We start from the raw sequence: 20,022 nt of genomic DNA, 5'->3' as shown, positions 1-20,022 counted from the left end.
CCCATGACATCCCCCGAGCGATTCCCCGGCCCGAGCTGCCCGTGCGGCAGCGGCAACCCGCACGCCGACTGCTGCGGCCGCTACCTGGCCGGCGCCCACGCTCCCAGTGCGGAGAGCCTCATGCGCTCGCGCTACAGCGCCTACGTACTGGGCGACGTGGACTATCTGCGGGACACCACCCTGCCCGCCCAGCAGGCAGCCCTCGACCTGGAGGCGATCCGCGCCTGGAGCACGCAGAGCACTTGGCTCGGGCTGGAGGTGGAAAGCGCCGAGCTGATCGGCGGCCAGCCGGAACACGCCTTCGTCAGCTTCACTGCACGCTGGCACGACGTCCATGGCGAACATGCCCACCACGAACGCTCGGCCTTCGTGCAGCATGCCGGCCGCTGGTACTTCATCGACCCGACCGTGCCGCTGAAAACCGGCCGCAACGATCCCTGCCCCTGCGGCAGCGGTCTGAAGTTCAAGAAGTGTTGCGCCTTCGCCTTTACCGGATGAAGGCCAAGGGAACCCGGCACGACGAGCCATGAACGGACGAAGCCGTTTCGAGCTGTTCTGCGTCGACGTTCGCCCGGACGAACAGGGGAACTACCGGGTGCATCGCTACGGCTGCCCACAGTTCCCCGACGAGTACGAATTCCTGGGCACCTTCCTCTCCGGCAGACAGGCCGTGCAGATAGCCAAGGCCAGGGGATACGGGGCGGCCAGCGGCTGCATCCATTGCAATTCGGCCGGCCACGCGAGCTGACCCCAGCTACTGTGCCGCCAGCGCTCAGGGCCGCTGCAGGCTGAGGTGGGAGATGTCCGGCGGCGGCCCGGCGGGCTTCGCCGGCGCCTGTCCCATGTCGCTGCCCACCGGCGCCAGGCTGAACCGGTCCAGGTCCAGCTCGGGGGCCGGCGACTCGGGCCGGGCCTCCTGCAGATCGACACCCAGCGGAGCGACGCCGAAGTCCGGTGCGTCCACCGCGGCGAAGGCGGCCATGTACTCGTCCCGCGGCTGCACCTGCAGCCTGCCCCGCGCGACCGGTGCGGAGTCCGCCGACCGACCGGCATCGGCAGCTGCCGGCGCCGAGACCGCAGCCTCCGGAGCGCCTTCGGGGAGCACCTCCACCAGGGCGCCGACCCGCGCCAGGGCGGTGCGGTACTTCTCAGCTTCGGCGGCGTCCAGGTTGCCCTTGATGGCGATCCGGCGGCCGGAGAACAGCGTGGCGATGCGGGCGGCATCGGCGCGGAACAGGCGCGCCAGGTCGGCCTGGACCTGCGCCCGCACCGCGCCGGCGGCCGTCTGGCCGGAGAAAACGATCTGATAACGGCTCATGGTCATACTCTTGTCCCATTCGCCCGGAAGTATGGCGCAGTCCCGCCGGGTCAAACACGTCTGGAGCGAGGTTCTGCGAAGCATTTCATTGACGCGGCACGCTGCCGTCAAAAAGCTACCATGCTGTAAGATAAGCCGACCCACGAGTCATGCCCGGGTCCTTTCCTGACGCGCACGACGATCAGGCAACCGCTTGTTGATACACTGAGGTCCCCTTTGGAGTTCTGCATGTCTTTTCGGGTGCACATCTCGCGACTACTCGGCTTCATGCTGCTCTGCAGCACGCTCTGGGGCATGTGCACCAGCGCCGTCCGGGCTGCCGAGCGCGCGGATGACCCGGAGCTGCAACTGGTCAGAGTCGAGCTGGTCAAGGCCCGCCTGCTCGAGCAGTCCTTCGTCCTGCGCTTTCGCATGGACAACCCGGGGAGCGGGCGTCTGCTCGTGCGCGGTCTGAACTACACCCTGTACCTGAAGGACATCAAGCTGGCCGAGGGCGAATGGAGCCACTGGTTCACCATCCCGGGCCGCAGCTACGAAGAGTTCGAAGTGCCGGTCAGAACCAACCTTTGGCGGCATCTGCGGTCAATCGTGAAACTGCTGGAGGACCGCGACAGACCGATCCCCTACCGGCTGCGCGGGGAGGCCAAGACCGGGCTGCTGTTCGGACGTACGGTGCGGCTTACCCACAATGGAGAGATAATGCCGGGCGACTTCATAACCGACGAGGCCCCGCTATGAGCCAAGAACCCCATGTCCACGGTCCGCACTGCAACCATGACCACGATCACCACCATCACGTGCACGGGCCGGACTGCAACCACGCCCAGGAACCGACACGCAATCCGCTGAAGGACGTCGGGCGCAACGATCCCTGCCCCTGCGGCAGCCAGAAGAAATTCAAGAAGTGCCACGGCGCCTGAACCGCCACTGAACCGCCGGCATGAGCACGCTGGTCGTCGGCCTGTTGCTGAGCGCCCTGCTGATCGTACTGGCGCTGAGCAGCGTGGCGTTCGCGCTCTGGCGTCAGGTCTGGAGCCGGCAGAGCGCCCTGGCGGCCGCCGAGCAGGAGCGCCGCGCCCTGCTCGCCGGTCATCTGCGCCTGCTCGCCGGCAGTCTTCTGGACGAGCAGGTACCACTGATCGAGGGGGCCATCCGCATCAAGGTGCTCCTCGATCACTACGACCCGCAATTGAGCCAGAGCGAGCGCTGCCAGGTCTTCCAGCAGCTCTACGAGGCCAGCGCCCACGTGCCCACCCATGCCGACTGGTCGGCCCTGGACAAGGCCGAGCGGCGGCACTTCGAGGCCCTGTTCAACGCCCTCGAACTGCAGCACAAAGCCGCCGCGCGCAACTGCGCCCACTGGCTGCTCGAGGAGGCCCTGCCGCCGCGCAAATAAAGCCCCGTACCGCTTGCCAGCGGCACGTCGGCTCCCTACCTTAGGCGCCCGCCGAGACCGGCCTGCGGCCGGCCCCTCTCCCCGACAGCTCGAGCCCACCGTATCAAGGAGCTTGCTGCATGCGATCGCGCCTGTTTCGTCCCCTGTCCCGCCTGGCGCTCGGCGCCGGTTTCGTGTCCCTGCTCGGCATCGGCGGCTGCCAGTCGCTGGTCGAGCGGCGCTATGCCGACAGCCTGCCGCCGGAACAGGGCATCGTGCGCCTCCAGGGCTTGGCCGACAGCGTGGCGGTCCGGCGCAATGCCCAGGGCATGCCGCTGATCGAGACCCGGAACTACCATGACGCCATGTTCGCCCTGGGCTACGTGCATGCCAGCGACCGCCTGAGCCAGATGCTCGGCATGCGCCTGCTGGCCGGCGGCAGGCTGGCCGAGATGCACGGCCCCGGCGTGCTCGAGATCGACCGCTTCATGCGCGCGCTGAGCCTCAAGCGCAGCGCCGAGGCGCTGCTGAAGAGCGCCTCGCCACAGACCCGGCAGGTCTTCGAGGTCTATGCCCGTGGCGTCAACGCCTACCTGTACCAGCACCGCGGCAAGCTGCCGGCGGATATCGCCGCGACCGGCTATCGACCGGAATACTGGACGGCGCAGGATTCGGCGCTGCTGTTCTGCCTGGTCAACTTCAGCCTGTCGACCAACCTGCAGGAGGAGCTCGCCGCCCTGTCGCTGGCGCAGAAGGTCGGCGCCGACAAGCTGGCCTGGCTGACGCCGAGCTATCCCGACGAGCCGCTGCCGTTCGAGGAAGCCAAGAAGCTCGCCGGACTCGATCTGAGCGGCCGGGTTCCAGGCCTCGCCGAGCTGAGCCGGACCAGGACCCGGATCGCCGGCCTGCTCCCGCTCGGCGTCGCCGCCTCGAACAACTGGGCCATCGCCCCGCAGAAGAGCCGCCACGGCAAGAGCCTGCTGGCCAACGACACCCACCTGCCGCTGACGCTGCCTTCGCTGTGGAGCTTCGTGCAGATCCGCTCGCCGAAATTCCAGGCCGCCGGGGTTTCCGTCGCCGGTCTGCCGGCGGTAGCCGCCGGCTTCAACGGCAAGCTGGCCTGGAGCATGACCATGGTCATGGCCGACACCCAGGACCTGTTCCTCGAACAGCTCAAGCAGGAGGGCGGACGCCTCTACTATCGCTCCAGCGACCGCTGGCAGCCGCTGCGCGAACGGCAGGAGACCTTCCTCGTCAAGGGCGAGAAGCCGCGCCGCGAGACCTTCTACGAGACCGCCCACGGCCCCCTGCTGAACGATGCGCTCGGCGAGCGCAGGCACGAACTGCAGCTGAGCAGCCGTTACGGTCTGGCGCTGCAGAGCATCCCGTTCGACGGCGACAATAGCCTCGACGCCTTCTTCCGCCTGTCCCAGGCCGGCTCGGTGGACCAGGCCTTCGCCGCCGCCGGCGAGCTGCGCGCCATGGCCCTGAACCTGGTGTTCGCCGACGCCGGGCACATCGGCTGGCAGGTCACCGGCCGCTATCCCAACCGCCGCGCCGGGATCGGCCTGCTGCCCTCGCCCGGCTGGGACGGCCGCTACGACTGGGACGGCTTCGCCGACCCCATGCTCCACCCCTACGACCAGGACCCGATGCAGGGCTGGCTGGGCACCGCCAACCAGCGCCCGGTGCCGCGCGGCTACGGCATGCAGCTGTCCAACTCCTGGTACTCGCCGGGGCGCGCCGAGCGCATCGCCGAACTGGCCGGGCGCGGCCGCCACGACACCCAGAGCATGATCGCCATGCAGTACGACCAGACCTCGACCTTCGCCGCCAGGCTCAAGGCGATGCTCGAAGCCCCCGGCATGGCCGGAGCCCTGCGGCAGGCCATCGACGCGCTGCCGCCGGCCAAGGCCGGCCAGGCCCGCGAAGCCCTGACCCGCCTGCTGGCGTTCGACGGCCGGCTCGCCGCCGACTCGGCCGATGCCGCCCTGTACAGTGCCTTCCTCCGCGAGAGCGCCCGGCAGATATTCCTCGACGAGCTCGGGCCGGACGACGGCGCCGCCTGGCAGGCGCTGCTGCAGATGTCAGACCTCTCCTACTCGGCCCAAGCCGACCACCTGCTCGGCCGCGAGGACAGCCCGTTCTGGGACGACGTCGGCACCCCGCAGAAGGAAGACAAGCCGGCCATCCTGGCGCGCAGCCTGGCGGCCGCCACGGCATACCTGGAGCAGCGACTCGGCAGCCAGCACAGCGCCTGGCAATGGGGCAAGCTGCACCCCTACCGCTGGATCAGCGACGGCACCCGTCTGGCGCCCTACCTGAGCGTCGGCCAGCGCGGCGAACTGCATGCGCTGGGCGGCCTCCTCGATCGCGGCCCGGTCCCGGCCGGCGGCGACCAGGACACGCTGAACGCCGCGGCCTATCGCTGGGGCCAGGACTTCGACGTCTGGCTGGCGCCGTCCATGCGGCTGGTCGTCGATTTCGCCCGCGAGGAACCCATGCTGGGCCAGATCGGCACCGGCCAGTCCGGCAACCCGGCCAGTCCGCACTATGCCGACGGCATCGACGCCTGGCTCAAGGGGCAATACGCGAGCTTCCCCTTCAAGGCGCAGAACCTGGACAAGGCATACGGCACTCGGCGGCTGCTACTGGTGCCGACCGGACGGTGACGGGCGGAAGGGGACGGATTCGGGGAGGGGCTTGCCGCCGGGAGCGACTTCTCCGTCAGACGAGGGTGCGTCCCCGGCGCACCCTCTGATCCGATGACGAAGCGGCAAAGCAAGTGGCGTCGACCATGGCTTGGCCGGGAGGCTGTCCGGCCTCTTTATCATTCAATCACTCACTGGATTCCGCTTCGGCGATGCCGGTCAGGGTGATGCCGTAGCGCTCGAGCAGGCGCACGGCCGGTTCCTTCTCGGCCTCGGGCGACTCCGCCTCGCCCTGCCGCTCGTAGCCCTCGCGTTCGGCCAGCTCCAGCACCTTGACGTTGGCCTCGTCAACGCTGGGCTTGGTCGCCGACTCGGTTTCCATCTTCACCGTATTACCGTCCTTGTTGAAGGTGATCGTCCACTTAGCCATAGCATGCTCCTCCGCTGTAACCCCTGATGTAGACGCTCCCGGTCTCGGCCAGGTGCCAAGGATTAGACCCGCTCGAATCGATCGGTTCGCCAAGCCGCCAACAATGACTAGGCTTTTCTGGTAATCCCGTACTGCCCGGAACCCTGCGTCCCGGGCCCGGTCAGCAGGGAAAAGAGCTTGCGGAGGTTGCCATGAATCTTCGTTCCGACACCCGGTATGCCGTTCCGCCCGGCGAGCACGAATGCCTGGCAGTCCTGCGTCGCAGCGCCTGCCCCCTGCCCGCCCTCGAAACCGAGGCGTTCGCCGAACTGTTCGACCGCTACGCCGATGCCCGCGTGGTGCTGATCGGCGAGGCCAGCCACGGCACCTCCGAGTTCTATCGCACCCGCGCGGCCATCACCCGCCGGCTGATCGAACAGCATGGATTCAATATAGTCGCCGTCGAGGCGGATTGGCCGGACGCCGCGCAGATCGACCGCCACGTGCGCTGGCAGGAGCCGGCCGACTGGAAGTACGACGCCTTCGAACGCTTCCCCACCTGGATGTGGCGCAACCGCGAGGTCGCTTCGTTCTGCGACTGGCTGGCCGGCCACAACCAGGCCCTGCCCCTGGAGCGGCGCGTCGAATTCCGCGGCCTGGACGTCTACAGCCTGGGCGCCTCGATCGAAGCCGTGCTGGCCTATCTGGACAAGATCGATCCGCAGGCGGCGCAGGCCGCCCGGCAGCGCTACGGCTGCCTGACGCCCTGGCAGGACACCCCCGCGCAATACGGTCGCAGCGTGCTGTATGGCCAGCAGTCCTGCGAGGATCAGGTGGTCGAGCAGTTGCGCAGCCTGCTCGAACAGCGCCTGGAGCGGCTCGGCCACAACGGCGAGGCGTTCTTCGACGCCGCGCAGAATGCCCGCGTGGTGCGGGCCGCCGAGCACTACTACCGGACCATGTACCACGGCTCGACCGCCTCCTGGAACCTGCGCGACCGGCACATGTTCGACACCCTGCGCAGCCTCCTGGAGCACCGCGGCCCGCAGGCCAGGGCGGTGGTCTGGGCGCACAACTCGCACATCGGCAATGCCGGCGCGACGGCCATGGGCTGGGCCGGCGAATTCAACATCGGCGAACTCTGCCGCACGGCCTGGGGCGGGGAGGCAGTACTGATCGGCATGGGCACCGACCGCGGCGAAGTAGCCGCCGCCAGCAACTGGGACGAACCGATGCAGATCAAGTGGGTGCGCCCCTCGCGGCGGGACAGCTGGGAACAGCGCTTCCTGCGCACCGGCCTGTCCGCCTCCTTCACCGACTGGCGCGGCGAGGGCCGCGACGAGCTGCGCGACGTCCTGTCGGAGACCCTGCTGGAGCGGGCCATCGGCGTGATCTACCGGCCCGAGAGCGAGCGCCAGAGCCATTACTTCGAAGCGGTGCTGGCCGAACAGTTCGATGCCTGGATCTGGCTGGAGGAAACCCACGCCGTCACTCCCCTGGGGCCGCGCCGGCCGCATGCGGGGGAAGCCGAAACCTACCCGTTCGGAGAATAAGGACATGCCCGGAAACGGCCCTCTTCCCCACCGGTTTCGCGACCGCCGCAGCGCCGGCCTGGAACTGGCCGAAGCCCTGGCGCCGCATGCCGAAGAACATCCGCTGGTACTCGCCCAGCCGCCGGGCGGCATTCCGGTCGCCTTCGAGGTCGCCCGCCAGCTGGAGGCCGATCTGGATCTGCTGCTGGTGCGCCGGATCGGCGCGCCCGGCTACCAATCCCTAAGCATCGGGGCACTGGTCTACGGCGCCGACCCGCAACTGGTGCTCAACCGGGAGGTGATGCGTCAGCTTCACCCGCCGGCCGGCTGGCTGGAGGTACAGACGCAGCGTCAGCTGCGGGAGCTGGAGCAGTGCCGCCAGCTGTACTGCGGCGAACGTCCGGTGCCCGAGGCCAAAGACCGCTGCGTGATCCTGATCGACGACGGCATCGCCCACGGCGGCAGCCTGCGCGCCGCGCTGCGCGGCCTGGCCAAGGCCGGCCCGCAGCATCTGGTGCTGGCGGTGCCGGTGGCGCCGCGGGCGGTCATCGAGGATCTGCGGCAGCTGGCCGACGAGGCGATCTGCCTGGCCATGCCCGATCCCTTCGTGTCGGTCGGCCAGCACTATGCCGAATTCCCCGAAACCAGCGAGCAGGAAGCGATCGACCTGCTCGCCGAGGCACAGCACGCCGCCTGAATGCCAGGACTCAGGCCACAGGCGCCGGCGGCGGCTGGTCGGGACGGGTGGGTTCGCCGGGTTCGGTGGGCTGGGTCGGCTCGCCGGGCTCCTGCTGATCGCGCGGCGAGGCAGCGGGCGGCCAGGACTGGCGAAGGAGGGGTTCGAACGGGTTCGGGATATCCATGACGACCTCCGACGGTTGTGGGCGATGCGCCGCCCAGAGCTACAGTCGGTAGAGTCCGGCGCCCGCCGGGAATTCCGACGGGCCGCCGAGCGGCCCGGTCAGGCCTTGGGCAGGGTGACGCCGGTCTGGCCCTGGTACTTGCCGCCGCGGTCCCTGTAGGAGACCTCGCAGGGCTCGTCGGACTCGAGGAAGAGCATCTGCGCCACCCCCTCGTTGGCGTAGATCTTCGCCGGCAGGGTGGTGGTGTTGGAGAACTCCAGGGTCACGTGACCTTCCCACTCCGGCTCCAGCGGGGTGACGTTGACGATGATGCCGCAGCGGGCGTAGGTGCTCTTGCCCAGGCAGATGGTCAGCACGTTGCGCGGGATGCGGAAGTACTCGACGGTGCGCGCCAGGGCGAAGGAGTTCGGCGGGATGATGCAGACCGGCCCCTTCACGTCGACGAAGCTCTTCTCGTCGAAGTGCTTGGGATCGACGGTGGCCGAGTGGATGTTGGTGAACACCTTGAATTCGTCGGCGCAACGCACGTCGTAGCCGTAACTGGACACGCCGTAGGAGATCAGCGGCGCGCTGCCCTGGGTGCGCACCTGGCGCTCGACGAAGGGCTCGATCATGCCGTGTTCCTGGGCCATGCGGCGTATCCACTTGTCCGATTTGATGCTCATGGCGACGGGTCCTGACTGGGCTGTTGACGAAAGGGAGGGCGCATCTTACCGGGCCGGCCCCTCGGGTTCAAAGCCCGGCCGGTGCGGCGCAGCGGCGGCCGGGCGCGGGGCTCAATCCTCGCTGATCACGATCTTCGGCATGGACTGGGCGACGATCTGCCCGCTCTGGGCGATGCGCGCGCCGACCTTGCGCGCCATCTGCTGATAGATCTGCGCCACCGGGCCGTCCGGATCGGCGATCACCGTCGGCCGGCCGGCGTCGGCCTGGCTGCGGATGTCCATGGACAGCGGCAGGGAGGCGAGCAGCTCGACGTTGTAGCGGGCCGCCAGCTTCTCGCCGCCGCCCTCGCCGAACAGGTGCTCGGCATGGCCGCAGTTGGAGCAGATGTGCACGGCCATGTTCTCCACCACGCCGAGCACCGGGATGTTGACCTTGCGGAACATCTCCACGCCCTTCTTGGCATCGAGCAGGGCCAGGTCCTGGGGCGTAGTGACGATCACGCTGCCTGCCACCGGCACCTTCTGCGCCAGGGTCAGCTGGATGTCGCCGGTGCCCGGCGGCATGTCCACCACCAGGTAATCGAGGTCGTTCCAGGCGGTCTGGGTGATCAGCTGCAGCAGGGCGCCGGAAACCATCGGCCCGCGCCAGACCATGGGGGTGTTGTCGTCGGTGAGGAAGGCCATGGACATGACCTGCACGCCGTGGGCCTCCAGCGGCACGAACCATTTCTGGTCCTTCACCTGCGGCCGGGTGCCCTCGGGAATGCCGAACATGATGCCCTGGCTCGGGCCGTAGATGTCCGCGTCCAGCACACCAACCCGCGCGCCCTCGCGGGCCAGGGCCAGGGCCAGGTTGGCCGCGGTGGTGGACTTGCCCACTCCGCCCTTGCCGGAAGCCACGGCGATGACGTTCTTCACGCTGGCCAGCGCCGGTACCTGGTCCTGGGCCTTGTGCGGCTCGATCACGCAATCGACGCGGACTTCGGCCCGGGCCACGCCGGGGATCTTTTCCAGGGCCATCTGCAGCAGTTGGGCCAGGCCGCTCTTGAACAGCCCGGCGGCGTAGCCGAGCACCAGGTGCACACGCACCTGGTCGCCGGCGATGGCGATGTCGCGGACGCAGCCGGCGCTGACCGGGTCCTGGTTCAGGTGCGGATCGGTGTACTGGCGCAGGGCGCCTTCGATCGCTTCGCGGGTGACGGACATGGTGACTCCCCAAAAGACCAAGTAAAACTGGCAGGTATCTTAGCCGCTAAAGCGCCGGCGCCCAATGCGGCCGCGGATGAAAAAAAAGCGTCGCGCCTTTATAGTTGACGACTTTCCTCCCGCAATCCCGACTGCAGAACACCATGTCCGAAGCCCGTCAGATTCTCGTCACCAGCGCTCTGCCCTACGCCAACGGTTCGATCCACCTCGGCCACATGCTCGAGTACATCCAGACCGACATGTGGGTGCGCTTCCAGAAGCTGCGCGGCAACCAGTGCGTCTACGTCTGCGCCGACGACGCCCACGGCTCGGCGATCATGCTGCGCGCGGAGAAGGAAGGCATCACCCCGGAGCAGCTGATCGCCAACGTGCAGGCCGAGCACAGCGCCGACTTCGCCGACTTCCTGGTCGACTTCGACAACTTCCACTCGACCCACTCGGAAGAGAACCGCCATTTCGCCGGGCTGATCTACACCCGTCTGCGCGATGCCGGGCACATCGCCACCCGTTCGGTGACCCAGTACTTCGACCCGGAAAAGGGCATGTTCCTGGCGGACCGCTTCATCAAGGGCACCTGCCCGAAATGCGGCGCCGAGGACCAGTACGGCGACAACTGCGAGAAGTGCGGCGCCACCTACGAGCCGACCGAACTGAAGGACCCGCGCTCGGCCATCTCCGGCGCCACCCCGGTGCTCAGGGAGTCCAAGCACTTCTTCTTCAAGCTGCCGGACTTCGAGGCCATGCTCAAGGAATGGACCCGCAGCGGCGCCCTGCAGGAATCGGTGGCGAACAAGATCGCCGAATGGCTGGACGCCGGCCTGCAGGAGTGGGACATCTCGCGCGATGCGCCCTACTTCGGCTTCGAGATCCCCGACGAGCCGGGCAAGTACTTCTACGTCTGGCTGGACGCGCCGGTCGGCTACATGGCCAGCTTCGCCAACCTCTGCAAACGCCGTCCGGAGCTGGACTTCGACGCCTTCTGGGGCAAGGACTCCGAGGCCGAGCTGTACCACTTCATCGGCAAGGACATCATCAACTTCCACGCCCTGTTCTGGCCGGCGATGCTGGAAGGCGCCGGCTACCGCAAGCCGACCGCGCTCAACGTGCACGGCTACCTGACGGTGAACGGGCAGAAGATGTCCAAGTCCCGCGGCACCTTCATCAAGGCGCGCACCTACCTGGAACACCTGAATCCCGAGTACCTGCGCTACTACTACGCCAGCAAGCTGTCCCGCGGCGTCGACGACCTCGACCTCAACCTCGAGGACTTCGTGCAGAAGGTCAATTCGGATCTCGTGGGTAAGGTGGTCAACATCGCCAGCCGCTGCGCCGGCTTCATCCACAAGGGCAACGGCGGCGTGTTGGTCGAGGCCAATCCCGAGCCCGAGCTGTGGGCCGCCTTCCAGAACGCCGCGCCGTCCATCGCCGAGGCCTACGAGGCCCGCGACTTCGCCCGCGCCATGCGCGAGATCATGGCTCTGGCCGACCGCGCCAACGCCTGGATCGCCGACAAGGCGCCCTGGGCGCTGAACAAGCAGGAAGGCAAGCAGGCCGAGGTGCAGGCCATCTGCGCCCTCGGCGTGAACCTGTTCCGCCAGCTGGTGATCCTGCTCAAGCCGGTGTTGCCGAAGCTGGCGGAGGCCACCGAGGCCTTCCTCAACGTTGCCCCGCTGACCTGGGCCGACCTGGCGACCCCGCTGGCCAACCACCCGCTGAATGCCTTCACCCCGCTGATGACCCGCATCGAGCCGGCCAAGATCGAAGCCATGGTGGAAGCCTCCAAGGAAGATCTGGCCGCGGCGGAAACCGGCTCTTCGCCGAAGCAGGGCAACGGCGAGCTGCTCAAGGAGCCGCTGGCCCCGCAGATCAACTTCGACGCCTTCGCCGCCGTGGACCTGCGCATCGCCCTGATCGAGAAGGCCGAGCTGGTCGAGGGGGCGGAGAAGCTGCTGCGCCTGACTCTCGACATCGGCGACGAGAAGCGCAACGTGTTCTCCGGGATCAAGAGCGCCTATCCGAACCCGGCTGAACTGGAGGGCCGCCTGACCCTCTACGTGGCCAACCTGGCCCCGCGCAAGATGAAGTTCGGCGTTTCCGAGGGCATGGTCTTGGCGGCCGGCCCCGGCGGCAAGGAAATCTTCCTGCTCAGCCCCGATGCCGGCGCCAAGCCGGGCCAGCGGGTGATGTAAGCCCCGTACGCGGGTCGGCCTCCTTCGCCCGACCCGCGCGCCACCCGGCACCGGGCGTGTCCGCACGCCCTTGCGGACGACCGCGCCAGCTTGTCCGCCCCCCGGCGCTTCCGGATAATGGATCCCCTTTACCCCAGCCCCTCTGCCAGCCCCCGGACATCGCGATGACCGAACTCGCCCTGATCATGGTTAGCGCCATCCTGGTCAATAATTTCGTGCTGGTGCAGTTCCTCGGCCTGTGTCCGTTCATGGGCGTATCGAAGAAGATCGAGACCGCCATCGGCCTGTCCCTGGCCACCACCTTCGTCCTGACCCTGGCCTCCATATGCAGCTATCTGCTGCAGCAGTACGTGCTCAAGCCGCTGGACCTGGAGTACCTGCGCACCATCGGCTTCATCCTGGTGATCGCCGTGGTCGTGCAGTTCACCGAGATGATGGTGAACAAGACCAGCCCGCTGCTCTATCGCGTACTCGGCATCTTCCTGCCGCTGATCACTACCAACTGCATCGTCCTCGGGGTGGCTCTGCTCAACGCCAACAAGGCCGAATACGGCTTCCTCACCGCCACCGCCAACGGTTTCGGCGCCGGTCTGGGCTTCTCCCTGGTGCTGGTGCTGTTCGCCGCCATGCGCGAGCGCATCGCCATCGCCGACGTGCCCAAGCCGTTCCGCGGCGCCGCCATCGGCCTGGTCACCGCCGGGCTGATGTCCCTGGCCTTCATGGGCTTTTCCGGATTGATCAAGCCATGAGCCCGGTCCTCACCGCCGTCCTCGCCCTGCTCCTGCTGTGCCTGGTCTGCGGGGCGCTGCTCGGCTATGCGGCGGTGCGCTTCCGGGTCGAGGGCAACCCGATCGCCGAGCGGATCAACGCCCTGCTGCCGCAGACCCAGTGCGGCCAGTGCGGCTATCCCGGCTGCAAGCCCTACGCCGAGGCCATCGCCGGCGGCGACAAGATCAACAAGTGCCCGCCGGGCGGCGAGGCCACCATACAGGCACTCGCCGAACTGCTGGATGTGGTGCCCGAACCGCTGGATGCGCCAGAAGGCGAGCGACCGCCGCGGGTCGCCTACATCCGAGAAGCCGAGTGCATCGGCTGCACCAAGTGCCTGCAGGCCTGCCCGGTGGACGCCATCGTCGGCGCCGCGCGGCAGATGCACACGGTGATCGCCGCCGAATGCACCGGCTGCGATCTGTGCGTCGAGCCCTGTCCGGTGGACTGCATCGACATGCTTCCCCTGGCCGGCACGGTGCAGAACTGGAAATGGGAGCAGCCCCTGCCGCCCGGCCGGCTGATCGCCAGCGATCGGGAGCAAGCGGCATGAGCGACAGGCAACGACTCTGGGATTTCCATGGCGGCATCCATCCGCCGTCGTGCAAGGAACAATCCACCCGCACGCCGATCCAGCGGGCCCCGCTGCCTCGCCGGCTGGTCCTGCCGCTCAGCCAGCATGTCGGCTCGCCGGCCGAGCCGCTGGTCGAGGTCGGCCAGCGCGTGCTCAAGGGCCAGCCCATCGCCGCCGCCGGCAGCCTGGTGAGCGCGCCGCTGCACGCCCCGACCTCGGGGAGCGTGAGCTTCGTCGGGCCCCAGCCCTACCCTCACGTCTCCGGCATGCTCGCGCCGGCCATCGTCATCGACAGCGACGGCCGAGAGGAGTGGATCGCTCTCGAACCCTGCGCCGACTACCGCGCCCTGGCGCCCGAAGTTCTCTTGGAGAAGATCCGCCAGGCCGGCATCAGCGGCTTGGGCGGGGCCGGCTTTCCCACCGCGGTGAAACTGGCGGCCCGGCCGCACGACGAAAAGATCCATACCCTGATCGTCAACGGCGCCGAGTGCGAGCCTTACATCACCGCCGACGATGTCCTGATGCGAGAAAGAGCCGCCGAACTGGTCAGCGGCATCGAGATCATCGCCCACCTGCTCGGCCCCGAGCGGGTACTGATCGGCATCGAGGACGACAAGCCCGAGGCCATCGCCGCGGTGCGCACGGCGGTCGGGGAACGCCCCTACGCGGTCTGCGCGATTCCCACCAAGTATCCTTCCGGCGGCGAGCGGCAGCTGATCCAGGTCCTCACCGGCGTCGAGGTGCCCTCCGGCGGACTGCCGACGGATATCGGCATGCTCTGCCAGAACGTCGGCACCTGCGTCGCCGTGCACGACGCGGTCATCCTCGGCCGGCCCCTGATCTCGCGCATCGTCACCCTGACCGGCGAAGCCCTGGCACGGCCGATGAACGTCGAGTCGCTGCTCGGTACCCCGGTGGGCGAGCTGCTCGCCTTCGCCGGGCTGGAGCCGGGCAAGCTCGATCGCCTGATCATGGGCGGCCCGATGATGGGCATCACCCTGCCCTCCATGGACGTGCCGCTGATCAAGACCAGCAACTGCCTTCTGGCGCCCACCCGCAGCGAACTGCCGCCTCCGCCGCCGGCTCTGCCCTGCATTCGCTGCGGCGACTGTTCCGACGTCTGCCCGGCCAGCCTGCTGCCGCAGCAGCTGCATTACTTCGCCCTCGGCCACGAACACGAGCAGTTGCGGCGGCACGACCTGTTCGACTGCATCGAATGCGGCGCCTGCGCCTATGTCTGCCCGTCCAACCTGCCGCTGGTGCAGTACTACCGCGCAGCCAAGGCGGAGATCCGCGAGCTGGAGCATCGCCAGCAGAAGGCCGAGCATTCCCGGCAGCGCTTCGAGTCGCGCCAGGAGCGCCTGCGCAAGGCCGAGGAGTTGAAGGAGGCCGAGCGCAAGGCACGCACCGAGCGGGCCACCCGGGTCAAGGCGAGCCAGGCGGAAAGCGCTTCCGTACCGCATCAGCCGAACACCGTCGCCTCAGTTCCGGACAAGCTGGCCGAGCGGCAGAAGAAGCTGAAGATCGAGGCTAGCATGGCCCAGGTCGCCCTGAAAAAGGCCGAGAAGCAGCTGGCCCTGCACGCCACGGCCGAGCTGGAAGCCCAGGTCAAGGATCTGCGCGAGGCCGCCGAAGCCGCACGGAAAGCACTCGAGGCCGCCATGCAGGAGGCGCCGCCACCCCTGCCGTCGGCAGCCCAGCCTGCCGACGAGGCGGCGCAGAAGAAGGCCAAGATCGAGGCGGCGATGCTGCGCGTGCAGGTCCGCAAGCTCGAGAAACTCGAACAGCCGAGCGCCGAACAGGCGGCGGAGCTGGAGCGGTTGCGCGATCAACTGGCCGCCGTCGACAGGGCCCTCGCTGCACAGAGCCCGGCTCCGGTCGTCCGGAGCGAGGGCGAAGAGGCGCTGAAAAAGGCCAAGATCGAGCTGGCGCTGCGGCGGAGCGAGCTGAAGAAAGCCGAACGTGCGGGCACCGACGAAGCCGAACGGGCCCCGCTGCGAGCGGCCCTCGCCAGCGCCGAACAGGCTCTGCATGCCGCCGAGGAAGCCTCGGGCAAACCGGTGCCACAACTGGTACGCGTCGACAAACGACCGATCGACGAAACGAGTCGCGCCTTGAAGACCGAACTGGCCTACGCCCGTGCCGACCTGCACAGGCTGGAGCGCAAGGTGGACGCCGATCCGGCCGCGCTGGACGCCGCACGGGCACGACTGGCCAGTGTCGAGCACAGGCTGCAGGCCCACACTGAAGCCGATCCAAAGGGCGACTGACGCCTGCCTGGCAGAACCAAGCATCGACCGCCCGCGAACAGACTGAATCTCCGGAGAGCCAATGGCCCTGCCCCGCATCACGTCGCCCCACACCAAGGGCAGCAACCGCACCCAGAAGGTCATGCAACAGGTATTGCTGGCCACCTTGCCCGGGGTGCTTGCCCTCACCTGGCTGTATGGCATCGGCACCCTGATCAATCTGGTTTGGGCCGGCGCCGTCGCGCTGGGTGCGGAAGCGGCGGTGCTGTCCCTGCGCAAGCGCCCGGTGCGCTTCTTCCTCAGCGACGGCAGCGCCCTGGTCACCGCCGTGCTGCTGGCCCTCGCCCTGCCGCCCTACTCGCCCTGGTGGCTGACTTGCGTCGCCTGTGCCTTCGCCATCGCCTTCGCCAAGCAACTGTACGGTGGACTCGGACAGAACCCGTTCAACCCGGCCATGGTCGGTTATGTCGTGGCGCTGATTTCCTTCCCCCAAGAGATGACGGCCTGGCCCACGCCCCATAGTGTGGGCATGCTCGAAGGCATCCGGCATATCCTCGGCATTACCGCACTGCCCGATGGCTGGAGTCAGGCGACCGCGCTGGACGTGCTGAAGACCAACAAGAGCCTGACCGTCGAGGAGCTGTGGCAGAGCCCGGCCTTCGGCCTGATCGGGGGATGGGGCGCCGAGACGGTGAATCTGGCCTTTCTCGCCGGTGGCCTGTTCCTGCTCCACAAGCGGCTGTTCGGCTGGCACGCCCCGGTCGGAATGCTCGCCGCACTCTTCGTCATGAGTCTGCTGTTCTGGAACGGCTCGGGCTCGGATTCCAACGGCTCGCCCCTGTTCCATCTGTTCAGCGGCGCGACCATGCTGGGCGCCTTCTTCATCGTCACCGATCCGGTCAGCGGCGCGACCAGCAACCGTGGACGGCTGATCTTCGGCGCCGGAGTGGGCATCCTCGTCTACGTGATCCGCACCTGGGGCGGCTATCCGGACGGCGTGGCCTTCGCCGTGCTACTGATGAACCTCGCCGCGCCGACCATCGACTACTACACCCGCCCCCGCACCTACGGCCACAGCAAGCCCGAACGCGGCTTCAAGCTGGGAGACTAAGCCATGCCCATGCCCGAAGTCGGCCGCTCGATACTGAAGAACAGCCTGGTTCTGGGCCTGTTCGCGATCATCACGGTCGGCAGCGTCACCCTGCTTCGCCAGGCCACCGCCGAGCGCATCCGTGCCGCCGAGCACCACGCCCAGGTTCGGGCGCTGGGCGAGATCCTGCCGCCCGGCAGCTATGACAATGACCTGCTTGCCGACAGCATCCAGCTCAACGAGCCCATGCTCGGCCATCGGGGTCCGCAGTCCGCGTATATCGCCTTCAAGGACGGACAACCCAGTGCCGTCATCCTGCGTGCCACTGCCCCGGACGGCTACAGCGGTGCCATTCAGCTGCTGATCGGCATCCTAACCGATGGGCGACTGGCGGGAGTGCGTGTCATCGGCCACCGGGAAACCCCGGGCCTGGGGGACAAGATCGAATTGGCGAAGAGTCCCTGGATCCTCGGTTTCGCGGGCAAGTCCCTGGACGATCCAGGCGAAGCGCGCTGGGCCGTGAAGAAGGACGGCGGACAGTTCGATCAGTTCGTCGGCGCCACCATCACCCCGCGCGCGGTGGTCAAGGCAGTTCACCAGGCCCTCGAGTATTTCACCGCCAACCGGGCTACGCTGCTGAGCGCGAAGGCCCCGCACAACCCACCAACTGACGAGCCGCAAGGGAGCAAGCCATGAGCGATACCAGCTACCGCGAACTCGGCCTCAACGGCCTGTGGCGAAACAATCCGGCGCTGGTGCAGCTGCTGGGCCTCTGCCCGCTGCTCGGGGTGAGCAATTCCACGGTCAACGCCGTCGGCCTGGGCCTTGCCACCATCCTGGTACTGGCCTGCTCCAACATCGCCGTATCCCTGGTACGCAGCGTGACCAATACTGCAGTGCGCCTGCCGGTCTTCGTGATGATCATCGCCGGGCTCACCACCTGCATCGAACTCCTGATGCAGGCCTTCACCTACGACCTCTACCAGATCCTCGGCATCTTCATTCCGCTGATCACCACCAACTGCGTGATCCTCGGACGGGCCGATGGTTTCGCTGCCCGACACAACCCGCTGCAGGCGGGCTTCGACGGGCTGATGATGGGCTGCGGCTTTGCCACGGTTCTGCTAGTTCTGGGCGGGTTGCGCGAATTGCTCGGCACCGGAGCGCTGTTCGCCAACATGCAACTGTTGTTCGGCCCGCTGGCCGCAAGCTGGAAGATCACCCTGATCGGCGATTACCAGGGATTCCTGCTGGCGATTCTGCCTCCCGGTGCCTTCATCGCCCTCGGCCTCCTGATCGCCCTGAAGAACCGCATCGACGAGCGTCTGGCCGAACAGGCCAAGCCCCAGCCCAGGCCCGCCACAACCGAAAGTCGCCGGGTTCGGGTCACCGGAGTGATCGAATGACCCACGGCGTGTATCCAGTGGGTGGAAAGCAGAGCTTATTTATGTTTATGCAGTCCTAGCCCGGAGCGTATTGACGATTCATGAATGCTGAAAAACGTCGGGAGATCTTCCGCCGTCTCCAGGAAGACAATCCCCACCCCACCACTGAACTGGTCTACAACTCGCCGTTCGAGCTGCTGATCGCCGTGATCCTCTCCGCCCAGGCAACCGACGTGGGAGTCAACAAGGCAACCGCCAAGCTCTTTCCGATAGCCAATACCCCGGAAGCAATCTATGCCCTTGGGGTCAAGGGCCTGAGCGAGTACATCAAGACCATCAACTTCTACAACAGCAAGGCGAAAAACGTCATCGAGACCTGCCGCATCCTGATCGAGAAGCACGGCAGCCAGGTGCCGGACAATCGCGAGGCCTTAGAAGCCCTGCCCGGGGTAGGTCGCAAGACCGCCAACGTCGTGCTCAACACGGCCTTCCGACACTTCACCATGGCCGTGGACACGCATATTTTCCGAGTCAGCAACCGTACCAACATCGCGCCAGGCAAGAACGTCCTAGAAGTAGAGCGCAAGCTAGTGAGGCTGGTACCCAAGGAGTACCTGCTGGATGCCCATCACTGGCTCATTCTCCATGGCCGATACGTCTGCAAGGCTCGCAAACCGTTATGCGGTAGTTGCCGCATCGAGGATCTCTGCGAGTACAAACACAAGACATCCGATGATTGAATTTTCTTTACAACCAGCAGATTTCAATTGAAAAAATCTTTTTTACCCACTCTAACTTTGTCGCTATAAGGTGCGCCATAGCGCCCGTAGCCAGGAGTGAAAATATGGCCACTGACAAAGCCGAAATTGAACTCGATGATGACTTTGTTGCTGACGATGCAGAGGACACCGAAAGTGAAGTCGAAGTTGCCAAGACTAATCTGACCAAGCGCCGGATTATCGACAACTACCTTGAGGAACGTCGTCTCCAGAAAGATATTGCCGATTACGATTTCGATATCTGACTGTCAGTTTCCTCTCCTCCATAAGAGACCTCTCATCTCTAGCCCCAGGGCTAGAAGACTGAACGCAAATCCGAGGCATTCCTCGGATTTGCTTTTCATGCGATATATTATCCACCCAAGTTGGATCAGACATTGGGGATTAATATGCGTATTCTTCACACCATGCTTCGCGTTGCCGATCTCGATAAATCCATCGACTTTTATACACGAATCCTAGGCATGACCCTTCTTCGAAAGCACGACTATCCTGAAGGCAAATTCACACTGGCTTTTGTCGGCTATGGAAGAGAAGAAGAGAATAGCGTTCTCGAACTAACCTACAATTGGGGAGTAGAGGAGTATGAACTAGGTACTGGGTTCGGTCATATCGCTATTGGCGTCAATGACATCTTTAAAGCATGCGAAGACATCAAGAAAAGCGGTGGTAATGTGATCCGGGAGCCTGGCCCCATGAAGCATGGTACCACCATCATCGCCTTCGTTACCGATCCGAACGGTTACAAGATCGAACTCATCCAGGAATAATTCCGCATGCTCCCGCCAAGGCCATCTCCGGATGGCCTTGTCTGCTCCGCCGACACGGCGAGCCATGGAGGCCGTCACCTCGGGTGGGCTGCGCTCTTTTTTCCCGGCGCAAAGACGAACCCCCGACCGGCAGGTGCCAGTCGGGGGTTCGGGATAGGCGCTTGACGATGACCTACTCTCACATGGGGAAACCCCACAC

The 20,022-nt window shown here is 66.4% G+C and carries 23 protein-coding genes; 18 read left to right on the top strand and 5 right to left on the bottom strand.

All coding sequences use genetic code 11. The features are described 5' to 3' along the window. Positions 1 to 3: 3 nt before the first annotated feature. The gene (locus tag ACFOJE_RS18965; RefSeq protein WP_377816375.1) at positions 4 to 498 is read left to right on the top strand and encodes a YchJ family protein; all 495 of its coding nucleotides are present in this window, start codon (positions 4 to 6) and stop codon (positions 496 to 498) included. Positions 499 to 526: 28 nt separating this feature from the next. Next, positions 527 to 748 carry a hypothetical protein gene (locus tag ACFOJE_RS18960; protein ID WP_377816374.1) on the top strand — a complete coding sequence of 74 codons (222 nt, stop codon included), beginning with the start codon at positions 527 to 529 and terminating at the stop codon, positions 746 to 748. 24 nt (positions 749 to 772) lie between these two features. On the opposite strand, the gene ACFOJE_RS18955 is transcribed toward ACFOJE_RS18960, so the two are convergent. After that, positions 773 to 1,318, bottom strand: a complete 546-nt coding sequence (locus ACFOJE_RS18955) for a hypothetical protein (protein ID WP_377816373.1) — start codon at positions 1,316 to 1,318, stop codon at positions 773 to 775. Between the two features lie 228 nt (positions 1,319 to 1,546). Here ACFOJE_RS18955 and ACFOJE_RS18950 point away from each other — a divergent pair, with 228 nt between their 5' ends. From ACFOJE_RS18950 to ACFOJE_RS18935, 4 genes are all read left to right on the top strand, one after another. Next, positions 1,547 to 2,056: an LEA type 2 family protein gene (locus tag ACFOJE_RS18950; protein WP_377816372.1), complete on the top strand. Its 510-nt coding sequence runs from the start codon at positions 1,547 to 1,549 to the stop codon at positions 2,054 to 2,056. After that, positions 2,053 to 2,238 carry an SEC-C metal-binding domain-containing protein gene (locus tag ACFOJE_RS18945; RefSeq protein ID WP_377816371.1) on the top strand — a complete coding sequence of 62 codons (186 nt, stop codon included), beginning with the start codon at positions 2,053 to 2,055 and terminating at the stop codon, positions 2,236 to 2,238. The genes ACFOJE_RS18950 and ACFOJE_RS18945 overlap by 4 nt, the downstream gene beginning before the upstream one ends. A 20-nt stretch (positions 2,239 to 2,258) precedes the next feature. After that, a complete protein-coding gene (locus ACFOJE_RS18940) occupies positions 2,259 to 2,714 on the top strand; it encodes a DUF2489 domain-containing protein (RefSeq protein WP_377816369.1) in 456 nt (151 codons plus the stop codon). Positions 2,715 to 2,833: 119 nt separating this feature from the next. Next, positions 2,834 to 5,365 carry a penicillin acylase family protein gene (locus ACFOJE_RS18935; protein ID WP_377816368.1) on the top strand — a complete coding sequence of 844 codons (2,532 nt, stop codon included), beginning with the start codon at positions 2,834 to 2,836 and terminating at the stop codon, positions 5,363 to 5,365. A 166-nt stretch (positions 5,366 to 5,531) separates the two neighbouring features. Here the strand turns inward: ACFOJE_RS18935 and ACFOJE_RS18930 are convergent, their stop codons facing one another. Beyond that, the gene (locus ACFOJE_RS18930) at positions 5,532 to 5,774 is read right to left on the bottom strand and encodes a hypothetical protein (RefSeq protein ID WP_377816367.1); all 243 of its coding nucleotides are present in this window, start codon (positions 5,772 to 5,774) and stop codon (positions 5,532 to 5,534) included. Between the two features lie 191 nt (positions 5,775 to 5,965). Between ACFOJE_RS18930 and ACFOJE_RS18925 the strand changes: the two genes are divergently transcribed. Together ACFOJE_RS18925 and ACFOJE_RS18920 are read left to right on the top strand one after the other, a co-directional pair. Then, positions 5,966 to 7,306 (top strand): erythromycin esterase family protein, encoded by a 1,341-nt coding sequence (locus ACFOJE_RS18925; protein ID WP_377816365.1) that lies wholly within the window; start codon positions 5,966 to 5,968, stop codon positions 7,304 to 7,306. Between the two features lie 4 nt (positions 7,307 to 7,310). Then, complete coding sequence (locus ACFOJE_RS18920) at positions 7,311 to 7,982, top strand: phosphoribosyltransferase (RefSeq protein WP_377816364.1); 672 nt, start codon at positions 7,311 to 7,313, stop codon at positions 7,980 to 7,982. Positions 7,983 to 7,992: 10 nt separating this feature from the next. On the opposite strand, the gene ACFOJE_RS18915 is transcribed toward ACFOJE_RS18920, so the two are convergent. The 3 genes from ACFOJE_RS18915 to apbC form a co-directional block, all read right to left on the bottom strand. After that, positions 7,993 to 8,148 carry a hypothetical protein gene (locus ACFOJE_RS18915; RefSeq protein WP_377816363.1) on the bottom strand — a complete coding sequence of 52 codons (156 nt, stop codon included), beginning with the start codon at positions 8,146 to 8,148 and terminating at the stop codon, positions 7,993 to 7,995. 98 nt (positions 8,149 to 8,246) lie between these two features. Further along, the gene (gene dcd / locus ACFOJE_RS18910) at positions 8,247 to 8,813 is read right to left on the bottom strand and encodes a dCTP deaminase (RefSeq protein WP_377816362.1); all 567 of its coding nucleotides are present in this window, start codon (positions 8,811 to 8,813) and stop codon (positions 8,247 to 8,249) included. Between the two features lie 111 nt (positions 8,814 to 8,924). Beyond that, on the bottom strand, positions 8,925 to 10,019 hold the full coding sequence (gene apbC, locus ACFOJE_RS18905; protein WP_377816360.1) for an iron-sulfur cluster carrier protein ApbC: 1,095 nt from the start codon (positions 10,017 to 10,019) through the stop codon (positions 8,925 to 8,927). Between the two features lie 143 nt (positions 10,020 to 10,162). Here apbC and metG point away from each other — a divergent pair, with 143 nt between their 5' ends. The 10 genes from metG (at position 10,163) to gloA (ending at position 19,823) form a co-directional block, all read left to right on the top strand. Beyond that, positions 10,163 to 12,208: a methionine--tRNA ligase gene (gene metG / locus ACFOJE_RS18900; RefSeq protein WP_377816359.1), complete on the top strand. Its 2,046-nt coding sequence runs from the start codon at positions 10,163 to 10,165 to the stop codon at positions 12,206 to 12,208. A 164-nt stretch (positions 12,209 to 12,372) separates the two neighbouring features. After that, complete coding sequence (gene rsxA, locus ACFOJE_RS18895) at positions 12,373 to 12,957, top strand: electron transport complex subunit RsxA (protein WP_377816358.1); 585 nt, start codon at positions 12,373 to 12,375, stop codon at positions 12,955 to 12,957. Beyond that, positions 12,954 to 13,529: an electron transport complex subunit RsxB gene (gene rsxB / locus ACFOJE_RS18890; protein WP_377816357.1), complete on the top strand. Its 576-nt coding sequence runs from the start codon at positions 12,954 to 12,956 to the stop codon at positions 13,527 to 13,529. Before rsxA ends, rsxB begins: the two co-directional genes overlap by 4 nt. Further along, positions 13,526 to 15,820: an electron transport complex subunit RsxC gene (gene rsxC, locus ACFOJE_RS18885; RefSeq protein ID WP_377816356.1), complete on the top strand. Its 2,295-nt coding sequence runs from the start codon at positions 13,526 to 13,528 to the stop codon at positions 15,818 to 15,820. The genes rsxB and rsxC overlap by 4 nt, the downstream gene beginning before the upstream one ends. A gap of 61 nt (positions 15,821 to 15,881) precedes the next feature. Beyond that, positions 15,882 to 16,910: an RnfABCDGE type electron transport complex subunit D gene (locus tag ACFOJE_RS18880; RefSeq protein WP_377816355.1), complete on the top strand. Its 1,029-nt coding sequence runs from the start codon at positions 15,882 to 15,884 to the stop codon at positions 16,908 to 16,910. A gap of 3 nt (positions 16,911 to 16,913) precedes the next feature. Further along, on the top strand, positions 16,914 to 17,585 hold the full coding sequence (gene rsxG, locus ACFOJE_RS18875; protein WP_377816354.1) for an electron transport complex subunit RsxG: 672 nt from the start codon (positions 16,914 to 16,916) through the stop codon (positions 17,583 to 17,585). After that, positions 17,582 to 18,295, top strand: coding sequence for an electron transport complex subunit E (locus ACFOJE_RS18870; protein ID WP_377816353.1), 714 nt, complete (start codon positions 17,582 to 17,584; stop codon positions 18,293 to 18,295). Before rsxG ends, ACFOJE_RS18870 begins: the two co-directional genes overlap by 4 nt. An 80-nt stretch (positions 18,296 to 18,375) precedes the next feature. Then, positions 18,376 to 19,014 carry an endonuclease III gene (nth, locus tag ACFOJE_RS18865; RefSeq protein ID WP_377816352.1) on the top strand — a complete coding sequence of 213 codons (639 nt, stop codon included), beginning with the start codon at positions 18,376 to 18,378 and terminating at the stop codon, positions 19,012 to 19,014. Positions 19,015 to 19,118: 104 nt separating this feature from the next. Next, positions 19,119 to 19,298, top strand: coding sequence for a PA3496 family putative envelope integrity protein (locus tag ACFOJE_RS18860; RefSeq protein WP_377816351.1), 180 nt, complete (start codon positions 19,119 to 19,121; stop codon positions 19,296 to 19,298). A 144-nt stretch (positions 19,299 to 19,442) separates the two neighbouring features. Further along, entirely contained in the window at positions 19,443 to 19,823 is a 381-nt protein-coding gene (gloA, locus tag ACFOJE_RS18855) for a lactoylglutathione lyase (RefSeq protein WP_377816350.1), read from the top strand. Positions 19,824 to 20,022 lie beyond the last annotated feature (199 nt).

Origin of the sequence: Azotobacter bryophylli, assembly GCF_042643485.1 — a bacterium.
GTDB classification, from domain to species: Bacteria; Pseudomonadota; Gammaproteobacteria; order Pseudomonadales; family Pseudomonadaceae; genus Azotobacter; species Azotobacter bryophylli.
Note: the sequence above shows the minus strand (reverse complement) of the source record. Positions and strands in the feature narration are given on the sequence as shown.